We start from the raw sequence: 15,409 nt of genomic DNA on the forward strand, positions 1-15,409 counted from the left end.
AGGTTTTTTTCCAGTTGCCGAAAACCTGTCAACGTGTTATACCTTAATTAAAATAATTCAAATGAAAAAAAACGTATCAGCCTTCCTCAGTTTCTTTATCACGGTAATCATGTTTGCAGAGGAGTCAGACACCACAAAACTATGGTCAACCGGAGGAGATGCATCTTTAACACTCTCACAGGTTTCTTTTAGTAATTGGGCTGCTGGTGGACAGGATGCGCAAACAGGAACCTTTTTATTTAATGGCTATGCAAATTACAAAAAGGACAGACATGCTTGGGATAATAGCCTTCAGGTTGGTTATGGTTTAACCCGACAAGGATCAGAAAATCTCATCAAAAGTGAAGACCGTGTGCTTGTGACATCCAAATATGGATACAAGGCTGCTGGTCATTGGTTTTATTCCGGACTGTTTGATTTTAGAACGCAAATGACAACAGGATACCAGGATCCGCCTCAGAATGCAGTTACAATATCCAACCTTATGGCGCCTGCATATCTGCTTTTATCGGTAGGTATGGATTATAAACCGAGTGATGCTTTTTCTGTGTATTTGTCTCCATTGACCTCCAAAATGACTTTTGTGTTGGACGATGAGTTGGCCGACCGGGGTCTGTATGGGGTTGATCCGGGTGATAACTTTAGAGGAGAATTTGGAGCATCCACCAAAATTGTTTACAGAAAAAGGAACATCATTAAAAATGTGGATTTTTTAACCAGGCTTGATCTCTTTTCAAATCTTGCAGAAAATCCACAATATATTGATGTTGATTGGGAAGGACGCATAAATTTGCGAGTAAATGATTTTTTAACAGCAGTAATTTCTCTTAACCTTTTGTATGATAACGATATTAAGTATGTCGACTCAGAAGGGAATCAAAGAGGTGCCAGAGTACAGACCAAACAATTACTTGGATTTGGATTATCCTATAGCTTTTGAGAAGATATTGTTAGGTGATTTTATTAAAAAGAGCACAGTCCATGAAGGTATTGTGCTCTTTTTTTATATTTTAGATGATAAATGAAAAACTAAAATGGACGAAAAAAGCTCTGTTGCCTGGAAGTTCTGGTTGTATCAACCATATAAGTGGTTGATATTAATGCCTCTGATGCTTATTAATTCTATTGTATTTGCTTTATTGGCCATTATTATGTCCCTCTGTGTTTCACCTAGAGCCGGCAGCTTAATGGGTAAAACATGGGCTTTAATCACATGCTGGCTTACCCCGGTTAGTGTTAAAGTGAAGGGGCAGAATAACATCAGTGAAAGAAAATCCTATGTCATCGTATCAAATCACCAAACAGGGTTTGATATTTTTCTACTTTATGGCTATCTTCCTATTGATTTTAAGTGGGTGATGAAGAAGGAGTTAAGAAATTTGCCTTTTATTGGTTTGGCATCTGAAAAAGTGGGACATATTTTTATTGACAGATCTTCTCCCAGAGCTGCAGTTCAAACTCTGGAAGAGGCGAAAAGAAAATTGGTTAATGGAACTTCAGTTCTTATCTTTCCGGAAGGAACCAGAAGTAGAAACAATCAAATGCGGCCTTTTAAAAAAGGAGCCTTTAAATTGGCAATGGATTTGGATTTGGATATTTTGCCGGTTACCATTCAAAATAGTCATAAAATAAAACGAGCAGGGTTCATGAATTTGGTGCCGGGTAATGCCGGGTTAGTTGTGCATCCAATGATTAAAACCAGTGGTTTTAAAGATGACATCAGTGGATTAATGATTAAAACAAGGCATGTCATCGAATCCGAATTGCCATCTGACTAATTAAATTTTAGAGGCATGCATCAAAAAGTAAGTAATGCTTTAAGATAATGATTGAGGTTGTTGTGTAACAAACTTCATAGATAGAATGTAGAATATTTGGCATAGATGAAATGAACCATTAGAATCGGTAGATCGACGAAGTCTCAGAGTTCTCACACAGGGGGATGATTATCTGGCGAGTTCTCCCGAGTGCTCGGGATCAACTGAAAACAAATTATAAACACATGAATAGATTTTTAATATTGATTATTGGATCAGTCTTGATTTTTGGGACAATGGTTCAGGCTCAGGAGTCGCTGACAACCCGAAACAGAGGAGCCATCAGATTATATGAGGAGGCGAGGAATCATTATGGTTTAGGACAACATAATGAAGCAATAGCTGCCCTTCAGAGAGCCATTGACCGAGACTCTGATTTTATTGAGGCTTATCTTGTGTTGGGTGATATTTATAACAGACAACGAGAATTTGCAAAGGAGGCAGAAGTGCTTAAAAAGGCGGTAGCCATTGATTCAACTTTTTTTCCAACAACGATGTTCAATATTGGCGTTGCATCATTCAATGCCGGCGATTATGCTGAATCAATTCTCTGGCTTGAGCGTTACCGCTGGTATTTTAGTGACGATAGAAGTGCTGAACGAGTTAAACAATGGCTTGACCGTGCCAGATTTGCTGTTGAAGCAAGTGAAAACCCATACGAAATAGAGCTGATCACTTTGGGCGAAAAGGTAAACAGTGATTACGATGAATACTGGCCAAGTGTAACAGCCGATGAGCAAACATTGGTATTTACTGTCTTGGTTCCTCGCAACCCAGGCTTGTTCGCTGAACGAAGTTTGCCCCGCACATCCATGTATTTTCAGGAGGATTTTTATGTGTCTCATCGCGGAGCTGATGGTCAGTGGCAAACGCGAGAACCATTACCAGGCAGCATAAACACAGATGGAAACGAAGGCGCACAAGCGCTTAGTGCAGATGGAAACTGGATGTTTTTTACAGCTTGTGGAAGGTCTGATGGTCGGGGCAGTTGTGATATATATTTTTCTCAGCGCACTCCTGAAGGTTGGTCGGAGCCGGTAAATCTCGGGATGCCTGTGAACACACCTTATTGGGAAAGTCAGCCAACCTTTGGTGCTGATGGTAAAACTCTTATGTTTGTTAGTAATCGCCCGGGAGGTAGAGGTGGTAAAGATATTTGGCAGGCTACCGTTCAACACATCAACAGAGATGGAGTACCGGTTTTTGGTGATGTTCGAAATCTCGGGTCAAATATCAATACGACCAAAGATGAAAACTCTCCATTTCTTCATCATGATAACCGGACGTTATATTTTGCTTCGGAGGGTTGGCCTGGCATGGGAGGGATGGATCTGTTTGTAAGTCGTAAAGGAGAAGATGGTGTTTGGCGGGTACCTGTCAATCTGGGTGTGCCAATAAATACACCTGGAGATGAAATTGGTCTTGTTATCAATGCACGTGGCAACAGAGCTTATTTTGCCAGTGATGGTCGGGAAGAGGATCAAACCAGCAAAAACATTTATACGTTTGAATTGCCTCCGCCCATTCAGCCATCGCCTGTTCTGTATGTAGCCGGCAGGGTTTACGATATTGAAACAGGTGAGACCCTGCCGGCTGATTTTGAGTTAAAGGATATCAGTACAGGTAATTTAATTGTATCTACCCAAAGTAATAGATTTTCAGGGGAGTTCTTGGTCGTTTTGCCTGTTGGGGGACAATATGCTTTTAAAGCCGAGCATCCCGGATATATGTTTTACTCCGGGCATTTTGACCTTTTCGGAGATCACCCGCTTGATGCTCCCTATCAATTGGACATTGGACTGCAGCCCATACGCAAAGGCGTTTCAATGACGCTGGAAAATATTTTCTTTGGAATTGACTCATACCGCTTGGAATCTCAATCAAAGGTAGAACTTGATGGGTTGGTCAGATTTTTAGCCGATAATAAAGAAGTTCGAATTATGATTGGAGGGCATACGGATAATGTCGGAAATGCAGCCTACAATCAACGACTTTCAGAGAACAGAGCCAGATCAGTCTATAATTACATCATTGAACAGGGTGTTGATACATCCCGACTTGAATACAAGGGGTTTGGAATGGATCAGCCAATTGCAGATAATGAAACAGAGTCCGGAAGAGCCAAAAACAGGCGAACAGAAATTACCATTTTATAGCTATTTGTTCTGATGAAGAGTTACAGATTTAAAATATTATTGTTGTTTTGTTTAGTTTATCCGGCAATTATTCTGGCAACAGAAGTTGTTTTTCTTGGCATTCCTGAAATTGAATACTTTAATCGGCGACAATATAAAGGGGGTACTCAGAATTGGCAAATTAGCCAGGCTGAATCAGGAATCATTTATGCGGCAAATAATGATGGAATTCTTGAATATGATGGAACAACCTGGAGGTTGTTAACCCGCGTTGTTGATGTTATAGTAAGAAGCGTTTTGGCTCATGAAGATAAGATTTATATGGGAGCTTATAACGAGTTTGGATATTATTTTAAAAATAACCGAAATGAGTTTGAGTACAAATCACTCTCAGTTAATGATGAAATTAGTGCGTTGGGAGATGTATGGAATATAATTCCATACAACAATATGTTGATTTTTCAGGCTGATAAGGGCTTGGTCTTGTATAGAGATGATCAGGATATGCAGTTTGTACCAGCCAGATCGAGGATTTCAAATGCTTTTCTTGTTAACGGCATCATTATGGTATATGATGAAGAGGCTGGATTAATGGAACTTAGAAATAATAATCTATTTGTAGTTTCTGGTGGAGAACAATTTGCTGGAATTGGAATCGGAACCATCTTACCCTTATCCGACCGAGAGGTTTTAATCGGAACCATCAGTGAAGGTCTTTTTGTTTGGGATTATCAGCAATTTAAACCATGGGAGACTCCGGCAGCTGAAATCATTGCTAATGCAAATGTGTTTTGTGGTACCAATTACGATTCTGAATTTTTAATTTTTGGTACCATTCAATCAGGTGTAATCGTAACGGATATAAACGGAAATGTTCAACTTATTGCGAATAAGGATCGAGGTCTTCAGAATAACACGGTCTTAGGGCTTGATATTGACTTTGAAGGAAATATTTGGGCAGGGTTGGATAATGGAATCGCCAGAATCAATTACAATTCTACCATCAGCTTTATTCATGGATATTATGACATTGGAACCGGGTACACTATGGAGAAGTTTCAAAACAACATCTATCTAGGAACCAACCAGGCATTGTATCATATCTCAAATGAAGATTTCAGAAATCCTGAGAAAAATAGAGATGACTTTACTCGAATTCCGGGCACGAGTGGACAAGTTTGGTCACTTTTTGTTGATAAGGAAGGACGCCTTTTATGTGGTCATAACAACGGGGTTTTTGAGATTTATGGATCAAATGCACAACCCATTACTCCTGCATCTGTAATGGGAGCATGGATATTTAGATATCCGCCCAATCGGGATGATATATTATTGGTTGGGTCTTATTCTGGAATTCTAATTCTTAGAAAGGATAGAAACAACTGGGTGTTTGATAAGCGACTCAATGGTTTTTCTGAATCGGCCAGATATATGGAATGGGATTCGGATGGAAGCTTGTGGGTAACGCATGGATATCTGGGAATATTCAGGTTGTATTTTAATGATGATTATACAGAAGTCGATCGTGTAGAAGAGTACAGTGAAGCAAGAGGGATGGTTGATAATGCAGCTCTGAATGTCTCTCTCATAAATGGTGAACCTTTATTTTCTTCAATTCATGGAATATACGGGTACGATAATAGTTCTGCGAGTTTTTATAGGCATTACCTGAACAGATATTTTATTAATGAAGAGTATCCTGTGGTTATTCAACAGGATCAATACAATAATATATGGTTTTTTACTACAGAAGGTGTGGGCGTCCTTCGCAGACTTGAAGATGGCTCATATACACGAGTTGTTGGTCCATTTTACCCGGTACATGGCAGATTGGTAAACGGTTTTGAATTTTTAAAGATATTGGATGAAAGAAACGCAATTATTGGAGTAGAGGATGGTTTTGCCCATTATTCTGTCAATGAGCGCAAAAACTTTATGAAGCCATTTCACGTGCATATAAGAGGGTTTAGAAATCATGATGAATCTGTAACCTACTATTTAGCTCAGCCAAATGGAGAACAAAAACAGGTACCTGAATGGCCATACTCGAAAAACTCATTTGAGGTGACTTATTCAGCTACTACTTTCGAGAATTCTAATGTTAGATACTCTACTTATATCGAGGGTATTGATTCAGATTGGTCTGCATGGACTTCTCAAAAACAGCGGCAGTTTACAAATATTCGTGAAGGTAAATATACTTTTTGGGTGAAGGCTGTTAACATCCATGGGGTTGAGTCCGATCCAATTGGTTTTATTTTTATTGTTAACCCCCCTTGGATCAGGACTACTACTGCTAAAGTTCTGTATGTGTTTGTAGTTATTTTGTTGTTGCTTGGATCCTGGATATTAATGAATAGATTAATGGAGCGTAGTAAAATGCTCGAAAAGAGACGACAGCAGGAAAAATTCAGGATAAGGGAGGAGCAATTGCGAAATGCCGCCCTTGAGAATGAAAAGGAGATGATCCGGCTTAGAAACGAGAAGCTTAGAAATGAGATGATGTTTAAAGAGAAGGAGTTGGCCAATTCCACCATGAATATTATACATAAAAATGAGTTCCTGTTAAAAGTTAAGGAGGAATTAGCCAGGGTTAGTAAACAAAGGGATTTTACTGGTATGGATAGAAAAGTTAAAGACATTATCAGGAAAATTGACAAAGACATAGATAATGATTCACATTGGGAGGTGTTTGAGCTTCATCTGGAACAGGTTCATGAGGACTTCCTTAAAAGGCTGCACGAGAAATTCCCTGATCTTTCCTCCAAAGAGAAGAAGTTATCAGCTTATTTACGAATGGATATGACTTCAAAAGAAATCTCATCACTTTTAAACATCAGCGTTAGAGCTGTGGAAAACAATCGTTATAAACTTCGAAAGAAACTTGGACTGGAAGGTGGTGATAACTTGATTGATTTCATCATGAATATTTAGCCTGCTTTTTTGAATAATCTGAACCAATCTTAGGAACAGCCAACTTAATAAACGGGTCATACAGTAATATTTGTAAATATTACTGTATGACCCGTTTCCTATTATCTGTCATTTATTAGCTTTTGGCCTGGCCTATTTAATTGTCTATTCTTTACTCAAATAGAGTTTTTTACTCAGTTTGATTTCTTCCTTTTATATTTTAAAAGTTCACAACCTCATTTTTACCTCATTGTTAAAAAAAGCAAATTAATTTTCGAGATGTTTTTTATTATTGATTAGTACCTGGATGAGCATTGTTTGTTTGTGTGAGTATGTTGTAAGTATAATATAAACAGGTGTATAAGATATGATGTGTGAGTTTTTGATGAGGTGATGAAGGGGTGGGTTATGAGTTTTTTGTGCGTTTTTAGATTAGTGTTTGTTAACATCTGAGCATAGATTTGTGAAAGTGATTTAAATAGATCGAAGCATTAATTAAAAATGAAAGGACTTTATAAACTAAAAAAGATGAAGTCAAAAACAAACTTCTATTTCAATTTAAAACAAATCATTATCTTATGAAAAAAACGTTAGGACTATTGTTTCTGATGATGCTTGCTACTCTTGTAGCAGCACAGGACGTCACCGTTACAGGACGCGTGACATCTGAATCCACCGGGGAACCCATACCCGGTGTAAGTGTAATGGTGGTTGGAACTACTACCGGTACCATTACTGACATTGATGGCAATTTTTCATTACCCACCCAAATGGGAGAAAGATTAAGGTTCTCATTTATTGGGATGAATAATGTGGAGGTAGCTGTAACTTCAAGCACTCATGATGTAAGAATGGTTGAAACCTGGACAGATCTCGATGAGGTTGTTGTTGTTGGTTATGGTGTTCAGCGGCGAAGTGTGATTACTGCGGCCATAAGCAGTGTCAGTTCAGATGACCTTGAGTCATCACGTCCTTCCCGTATAGAGGACGTTCTTAAGGGTCGGGTTTCAGGAGTCCAGATAACTCAAAGTTCAGGACAACCTGGTTCAGACTCCAAATTACGTATACGTGGTTTAGGAACCATCAACAACAGCGAGCCTTTGTATATCGTAGATGGAATGGCAGTAGATGGAGGTATTGATTACCTGAATCCAACTGACATCGAATCTATCGAGATTCTTAAGGATGCTGCATCAGCAGCAGTATATGGAGCTCGTGCTGCCAACGGAGTGGTTTTGGTAACCACTAAATCCGGATCTGTAGCTCGCACGACCGTTAATTACGATTTTTCCTATGGATGGCAAAATCCATGGAGAAAAAAATCAGTTCTCGATGCCCGGGAATATATGATTATTATGAACGAGGCACTTCGCAACGATGGAAATGCTCCACGATACTCAAATGAGCAGATTGCTGGGGCTGGCAGAGGTACTGACTGGCAAGACGAAACTTTTAACTATGATGCACCAATTCAGAATCACCAGGTAAGTATTCAAGGTGGGTCTGACCAAGGTACGTTCTTCCTTTCTTTTGGATACTTTAGTCAGGATGGTATTGTTGGAGGAAACTACGGTAAATCAAATTATGAGCGTTACAGCTTGAGAAGTAACAACAACTACACTGTTTTTTCTACCGACGATAGGGGCTTTCTGAATAAAGTTCGTGTAGGTGTAAATGCCGGTTATTCAAGGATTTTGTCAAGTGGAATTGATCCAAACTCTGAATATGGTTCTGTTTTGGGTAGTGCCTTGGCATTTAACCCTATAGTTCCTCTATATGCAGAAGATCCAGAAGGTGTAATCGCTGCAAGACCAACTGCTGTTACTGATAAGGATGGCAGAGTATTTTCTTTACCTCCAAGTGGTTTCCAGGAAATTGCAAACCCGGTTGCTATGCTTGCTGCTCCTCAAAATTCACAGGGCAATTCTGACAAGTTTGTTTCAACTTTTTGGGGTGAATTGGATGTTTTAGAAGGCCTTACATTCAGAAGTAGTTATGGTGTAGATCTTGCTTTCTGGGGTAATGACGGGTATACTTTTGAACATTTTCTTGCTACACAAGGCAAAAACTTTACTCAGAGCCATGTTTTTTCAAATATGCACAGAGGTTTCAGATGGCAGTTGGAAAACACTCTGACCTATAATTTCTCTGTGGAGAATCATAACTTCACCGCTCTTCTTGGTCAATCCGGGCAGGAATATACTTATCGCAATCTTGGTGGAGATAATTATGACCTGTTGGAAAATGATCCACGCAAAGCGAACATCAACTATGGAATAGCCGATCCGGCTTTACAAAGAACCTGGGGTGGAACAGGAGGTTTTTCTGCACACACCTTGGCTTCTTACTTTGGCCGGCTTGACTATAACTTTAGAGAAACTTATATGTTTCAGGCTACTGTACGTCGTGATGGATCATCTAATTTCGGACCAAATAATAAATGGGGAACTTTCCCTTCTGTTTCTGTTGGTTGGAATATTACCAATGAGTCATTTATGGATAATCGTCCAGACTTCCTTACGCACATGCGAATTCGCGCAAGTTGGGGGCTTAATGGTAATGAGCGTATCCCAAATTTCGGATATACCAGTTTGATGAGTGGAGGACAAAATTATTATTTTGGTTCTGGCGATTATATGACCATGCAATATGGTGCCAGTCCTTCACAGCTATCAAACCCTGATTTAAAATGGGAAGAAACCGAACAGATTAACTTTGGTTTTGAAACGCGCATGTTCAATAGTGCTCTTACCTTCGGATTTGATTATTACAAGAAAACCACAACAGGAATGTTAATGCATATTCCAATTCCTGCTTATGTTGGTAAAGGTTCCCCTTGGGGTAACGTTGGTGATATGGAGAATTCCGGGTTTGAGTTTGAACTTGGTTATAGAGGTCGAACCGGAGATTTCCGATACAGCATCAGTGGTAATGCTTCTTACTTGGAAAACAAACTGATAAATCTTGGAAACGAGTCAGGGGAAATCATTCTAGAAAGTGCAGGTGCTGCAGGTTTAGGAGCTTACGTAAAAGGAGAGAACGGTATGCCCTTCCCTTATTTTTACGGATTCAAAACCGACGGAATTTTGCAGAATCAGGCTGAGGCTGATGCATATAATGCAGCATATGGGCGTAATGCGCGACCTGGTGATGTTCGCTTTGTAGATCTTAATGGTGATGGTCAGATTAATGATGCAGATAGAACTAAAATTGGAAAGGGAATGCCCGATTGGACATTCGGATTTAATCTTAACGCTGAGTGGAGAAACTTTGATTTGAACATGTTCTTCCAGGGTACTTATGGTAATGACATATTTGACTATTCAGTTAGAGGAGATATTCCTGCCATGAACCGCCCATCCTGGATTCTTGATCGTTGGACCGGAGAGGGGACTTCTGACAGAATTCCAAGAATGACCAATGCAAACCCAAATGGAAACTGGGCTTCATCTGATCTATATGTTAAGGATGGATCATATTTAAGGCTTAAAACCATGCAGATAGGTTATACTTTACCAACTGAAATCAGCCGTAGAGTGTCAATTGATCGTTTCCGGATTTACGTTAGTGGAGACAACTTGCTAACCTTTACCGGATATGATGGTTTTGAGCCTGAGATTGCATCAGGTGGTTTTACCACAATAGGAATTGACAGAGGTATTTATCCTCAGGCCAGAACAATTTCTGTGGGAGCAAACATTACTTTCTAAACAAAAAAAATGATTTTGATTATGAAAAAATATATAAATGGATTTTTCCTGGCTGCACTGTTACTTGGTTTTGTAGCTTGCAGCGATGATTTCCTGACTGTTTATCCTACCGAATCACAGGAAGCAGGAGGTGATGCAACCGAAGGTGCCATCATGGCAAACCTTGCCGCAAGTTATCAGATATTATTGTTCGATAGTTATGCTAATAATAACTACAACAGTATATTCTTAATGTCAGATTTGCGTTCTGATGACATTTTTAAAGGAGGTGGTGATGCCGGTGACCAAGGCCAGCTTTATCGTCTTTCTTTACTTGACGCTACACCTGATGAATTACCCGCAGGTTTGTGGAATATCTATTATAGTGGAATTGCCCGTAGTAATAACGTCATTCTTGCTTGTGATAATGCTGTTGACGTTCCTGCTGAAAGAGTCGCTGAAATGAGATCTGAAGCGCTATTTTTACGTGCTTATTACACCCATTGGCTGTGGAAGTTCTGGGGTAATATTCCTTATTTTACTGATGATTTGCCAGAGCCATATATGGCTCCTCAATACTCTGCTGATCAGATTTATGAATTTATCATGGAGGATTTGGATGCTATAATTGAAATTGGCGCTTTACCTATGAGAACATCTGCTACAAATGATGGTCGTGCATCCATGGCTGCAGTAAAAATGTTAAGAGCCCGAGTGGTAATGTATCAAAAAGATGAGTCGCGTTACCCACAGGTATTAGCCGATATGACCGAAATTGTAACCAGTGGTGTATATAGTCTTGTGGATTTTGCAGAGATTTGGTCTCGTGAAGGACAATTTAACGATGAGTCTATTTTTGAAGTTAACCATCTTCCCGGTGAATATGGTGGGAAAACCTGGGCCAGCGGATGGCAAGGTTTTGGAACTAACTTTCCTGCATTTATTTCGCCCAACGATCTCAGTGATCCCGATGGAGTATATAAAGGTGGATGGGGCTTTGGTCCGGTTCGTCCATGGGTAATCGATATTTTTGAATCGGGAGATGTTCGTCGTGATGCTTCAATTAATCAATGGGACGAGGATCAGTATGTTCAAAGATTTCAGGATACCGGTTACTTTATGGCTAAATATGCGGCACGTGTTGGATACAATGAACCGCCTGGTGATGTAGACCTTAATTATGAAAATAACCTCCGAATTTTCCGTTTGGCTGAAGCTTACCTAAATATTGCAGAATTAATAGTTGTTCATGGTCAGGCTGCTGTAGGAGTTTCTGCTGAGGATGCTTTGGCCGAAATTCGCGAAAGGGCAGGTTTGGGGCCGATTGCTTCTACTGTTGAGAATATTAAACTTGAGCGCAGACGTGAATTTCTCGGTGAAGGAATGCGTTTTTGGGACATCGTTAGATGGGGAGACACCCATTTGTTGACCGAAAACTTAAGTGAGTTTTCTTCAAACAGAACCTGGGAGTCCTACAAGAAGTATTTACCAATTCCTCAGTCAGAAATAGACCGGACAGAGGGTGAATTCAAATTGGTTCAGAACCCTGGTTATAATTAAAAACATGAGTTGTTGCCAGAATTAATTTAATAAAAAAGATACCGGAGGTTTTTTAACCTCCGGGTTATTAAAATATTAAAATAGAGCATTATGAAAAAAAATATTATATTGGGTTTTGTTATGGTCATGGCGTTCTCTTTCTTTGGCTGTGATCCTGAACTTGGAGATAGCCCATCTATTGGAAATCCTCCTACTGAGGAACAACTGGGATTTGTTGTTGAACAGGATGCCACAGATCCGTTCCGCTATCATTTTAAAAATGAGTCAAGTGTCACTGGAATAGCATCTTGGGTGTTAGGTGGAACTAGAAGAACAGGTGATAATGTTTCAATTCGTTTTCCAATGCCTGGAGAGCATGAGATCTCATTAACTGTTAGTACCAGAGGAGGATCAGCTTCTAAAACTACCACTTTAACAACAGAAGATACTGATTGGGACTTTTTGGCCAGTCCGGAAATGGTTTTGTTATCAGGAGGTATTGAAGCAGAATCAGGAAAATCCTGGGTTTTGGACAGTCTGACATGGGGGCATTTAGGTGTAGGTCCCGCCGGCTCAAATGGTTTGGATTGGTGGGGTGCAGGCCCTCTTGATAAAGCAGATGTTCTTGTTTTATACGAGGATGTAATGAACTTTAATATTGTAGGACTTGAATTTAATCTGCATAATAATGGTGCAAGTTACGTAAAGGATTACAGAGCAAGTGATCCTGCATTTTCTAATCCTGAAGAGAGAGACACGGATTACAAAGTTGACTTTACACCTTCTCCGGCTGAATGGACCTTGGAACAAGAAGGCGGAGAATGGTATCTTGTTTTTGTTCCTTCTGAAGGTCCTATCTTCCCTATATTTGATGTAGGCGCTGTTGACAATAGATACAGGGTTATAACGCTTGAGGAAAATAAACTTGAATTAGTCGCTTTGGGATCAGATGGAAATGCATGGCATTACAAATTTATTCCTCAAGGTTATGTTCGACCTGTCGCAACATTTGAAATTGGGTTAGAAGCTGGAACAAATCCAAATGAGTATCACGTAGGATTGAGTGATCTTATTATCCCTGAAGGAGCAAACTTCCAGAGATTTACAGTTAATTTTGGAGATGGAACAGTTGAATCTTCAAATGATCCTGAAGCTGTCATTACACACTCTTATATGCGAAGAGCCACTTACAATGTGGTTGTTACATTGGTTACTTCTATTGGAGAGTTTACCCATTCAACATCAATAAATGTTGAAGATCATCATCCCGATTATGAGGAGTTCATTATTAACGATTTTGTTTTGTATAATAATTTCTCTGATGTTGCAATGGTTCCATTTGGAGGGGAGGATATTGCAATTACGATTGTAGACAACCCGTTGCGTCAATATCCAAACAGAACTTCTAAGGTAGCCCATTACCGTAAGGAAAATAGCGAGTGGGGAAATGCTTATATGCAGCTTCCTTCGGGATATCGCTTCGATATTCGTGAAATTTCAACCTTTAGAATGATGGTGTATGGAAAGGCGGGTCAAGCAGTATTACTGAAACTCGAAAATACCGATTTGGGTGGAGATGCTTGGACAACCGGTACTGAGTTGATTTATACCATTCAAAATGATAATACATGGGAAATTGCCACGTTTGATTTTGAAGGAGTTCCCGCCAGTTTTGACTGGCATGGAGGATACGCCCCTGATGTAACGGCTGATAACAGGTATAATCACAATTACTATAACATTATCCGTATAATGTGTAATCCTGGTGTTGGCGACGGAGTTCATGAGTTCTATTTTGATGAACTTTATGGCCCCCATGTAGAAGGAATTAAGTCTACTCGATAGAAATACTAATAAATCTTCATATCTCTAGTAAACTAAATACCCTGCCAAGAGCTTTTTGGCAGGGTATTTTATCCCTTAATAGCACGACTTAATTGATCGTCATTGTTTTTCGAATAAATGCGAAATGAAGAAAATGAAACTCTATTCGTTGTTCATTTGGGTATTGCCCTTTGTTCTGTTTATGAGCTGTACCAAGATTTCATCCGACTGGAAACTGGTGTGGAGTGATGAGTTTAATTACCATGGCTTGCCAAATCCATTAAAATGGAACTATGATACAATTGGAAATGCTTATGGTTGGGGTAATAAAGAACTTCAATATTATACTTATGCCAATCCGGAAAATGTTTGGGTAGAAGGAGGTTTTCTGCATATTAGGGCTCAAAAGGAACGGATTAATGGTTTTGATTATACATCAGCCCGTTTAAATACACTTAATAAGGGCGATTGGAAATACGGACGGGTAGAGGTTCGTGCCAAACTACCTGGAGGAAGAGGTATATGGCCGGCAATCTGGATGTTACCAACCGAATGGAAATATGGAAATTGGCCAAATAGCGGTGAAATTGATATTGTTGAGCATGTTGGTTATATTCCTGATTCAGTATTTGTTACTGTTCATACTGAGATGTTTAATCACATGATAAATACACAGAAGGGTGCTTCTGTTTACCTCCCTCAAAACGAACATGAATTTCATTTGTACGCAATTGAATGGTGCTCAGAAAAGATCGACTTTTTTATTGATGATGAGTTGGTTTTCACTTTTTATAACAGCGGAAAGGGGGCTGCTGAGTGGCCTTTTGATCAAAAATTTCATTTGTTGCTTAATGTGGCAGTTGGAGGAAACTGGGGGGGCCAGCAAGGCGTCGATGACTCGATCTTTCCGGTAACTTTGTTGGTGGATTATGTAAGAGTTTACCGAAGGAGTTAAACTCTAAGAGTAAAAAAAAGAGAGCAACTATTTAATTGCTCTCTTTTTTTAATTCATTTATTCTTAAAATCATGCATTCAAATACTTCGACAAAGTATCGATGAGTATTTGTAATCTTATGGGTTTAGCCAGATAGTCGTTACAACCAGCTTCCAGACATTTTTCTCTTTCTCCGGACATAACATGAGCCGTTTGCGCAATAATGGGAACATCCGGATTAATCTTTTTAATTTCTCTTGTGGCAGTATAGCCATCCATAACAGGAAGTTGCAGATCCATTAAAACAAGATCTATGTGGTTATCTTTGAACATATCAATGGCCTCCTGACCATCTTTTGCCCATAAAATTTTTGCTTTGGTACGCCTTAAGGCTGCATCAAAGAAGATCTTGTTGGTGTCTACATCTTCAACCACGAGAATATTTTTATCCTCCCAGTTCTGATTGAGTGCATTGCTTAGGTTGTCTGACATAATATAAGGTTAATCATTAAGCAAACTATAGAGATAACTTCAAAAATATGATTTTATTTTAAAAAA

The 15,409-nt window shown here is 39.4% G+C and carries 9 protein-coding genes; 8 read left to right on the forward strand and 1 reads right to left on the reverse strand.

Annotated elements, in window-relative coordinates; genetic code table 11:
• Positions 1–61 precede the first annotated feature (61 nt).
• From B5X70_RS05065 to B5X70_RS05100, 8 genes are all read left to right on the forward strand, one after another.
• Positions 62–940: a DUF3078 domain-containing protein gene (locus B5X70_RS05065; RefSeq protein WP_079556798.1), complete on the forward strand. Its 879-nt coding sequence runs from the start codon at positions 62–64 to the stop codon at positions 938–940.
• Positions 941–1,034: 94 nt separating this feature from the next.
• Positions 1,035–1,778 (forward strand): lysophospholipid acyltransferase family protein, encoded by a 744-nt coding sequence (locus tag B5X70_RS05070; RefSeq protein WP_079556799.1) that lies wholly within the window; start codon positions 1,035–1,037, stop codon positions 1,776–1,778.
• Positions 1,779–2,002: 224 nt separating this feature from the next.
• Positions 2,003–3,973, forward strand: a complete 1,971-nt coding sequence (locus B5X70_RS05075; protein ID WP_079556800.1) for an OmpA family protein — start codon at positions 2,003–2,005, stop codon at positions 3,971–3,973.
• Between the two features lie 12 nt (positions 3,974–3,985).
• The gene (locus B5X70_RS05080; protein ID WP_079556801.1) at positions 3,986–6,886 is read left to right on the forward strand and encodes a helix-turn-helix and ligand-binding sensor domain-containing protein; all 2,901 of its coding nucleotides are present in this window, start codon (positions 3,986–3,988) and stop codon (positions 6,884–6,886) included.
• Positions 6,887–7,443: 557 nt separating this feature from the next.
• Complete coding sequence (locus B5X70_RS05085) at positions 7,444–10,575, forward strand: SusC/RagA family TonB-linked outer membrane protein (RefSeq protein ID WP_079556802.1); 3,132 nt, start codon at positions 7,444–7,446, stop codon at positions 10,573–10,575.
• Between the two features lie 21 nt (positions 10,576–10,596).
• On the forward strand, positions 10,597–12,114 hold the full coding sequence (locus B5X70_RS05090) for a RagB/SusD family nutrient uptake outer membrane protein (protein ID WP_079556910.1): 1,518 nt from the start codon (positions 10,597–10,599) through the stop codon (positions 12,112–12,114).
• Between the two features lie 90 nt (positions 12,115–12,204).
• Complete coding sequence (locus B5X70_RS05095) at positions 12,205–13,938, forward strand: PKD domain-containing protein (protein ID WP_079556803.1); 1,734 nt, start codon at positions 12,205–12,207, stop codon at positions 13,936–13,938.
• A gap of 124 nt (positions 13,939–14,062) precedes the next feature.
• A complete protein-coding gene (locus B5X70_RS05100) occupies positions 14,063–14,872 on the forward strand; it encodes a glycoside hydrolase family 16 protein (RefSeq protein WP_079556804.1) in 810 nt (269 codons plus the stop codon).
• 69 nt (positions 14,873–14,941) lie between these two features.
• Here the strand turns inward: B5X70_RS05100 and B5X70_RS05105 are convergent, their stop codons facing one another.
• On the reverse strand, positions 14,942–15,343 hold the full coding sequence (locus B5X70_RS05105; protein ID WP_079556805.1) for a response regulator: 402 nt from the start codon (positions 15,341–15,343) through the stop codon (positions 14,942–14,944).
• Positions 15,344–15,409 lie beyond the last annotated feature (66 nt).

This window comes from Alkalitalea saponilacus (assembly GCF_900168165.1).
Classification (GTDB): Bacteria; Bacteroidota; Bacteroidia; order Bacteroidales; family Marinilabiliaceae; genus Natronoflexus; species Natronoflexus saponilacus.

Bases quoted from the DNA above. Each gene is read 5' to 3' on its own strand.
- B5X70_RS05065 (WP_079556798.1), top strand. From the start codon at position 62: ATGAAAAAAAACGTATCAGCCTTCCTCAGTTTCTTTATCACGGTAATC.
- B5X70_RS05070 (WP_079556799.1), top strand. From the start codon at position 1,035: ATGGACGAAAAAAGCTCTGTTGCCTGGAAGTTCTGGTTGTATCAACCA.
- B5X70_RS05075 (WP_079556800.1), top strand. From the start codon at position 2,003: ATGAATAGATTTTTAATATTGATTATTGGATCAGTCTTGATTTTTGGG.
- B5X70_RS05080 (WP_079556801.1), top strand. From the start codon at position 3,986: ATGAAGAGTTACAGATTTAAAATATTATTGTTGTTTTGTTTAGTTTAT.
- B5X70_RS05085 (WP_079556802.1), top strand. From the start codon at position 7,444: ATGAAAAAAACGTTAGGACTATTGTTTCTGATGATGCTTGCTACTCTT.
- B5X70_RS05090 (WP_079556910.1), top strand. From the start codon at position 10,597: ATGAAAAAATATATAAATGGATTTTTCCTGGCTGCACTGTTACTTGGT.
- B5X70_RS05095 (WP_079556803.1), top strand. From the start codon at position 12,205: ATGAAAAAAAATATTATATTGGGTTTTGTTATGGTCATGGCGTTCTCT.
- B5X70_RS05100 (WP_079556804.1), top strand. From the start codon at position 14,063: ATGAAGAAAATGAAACTCTATTCGTTGTTCATTTGGGTATTGCCCTTT.
- B5X70_RS05105 (WP_079556805.1), bottom strand. From the start codon at position 15,343: ATGTCAGACAACCTAAGCAATGCACTCAATCAGAACTGGGAGGATAAA.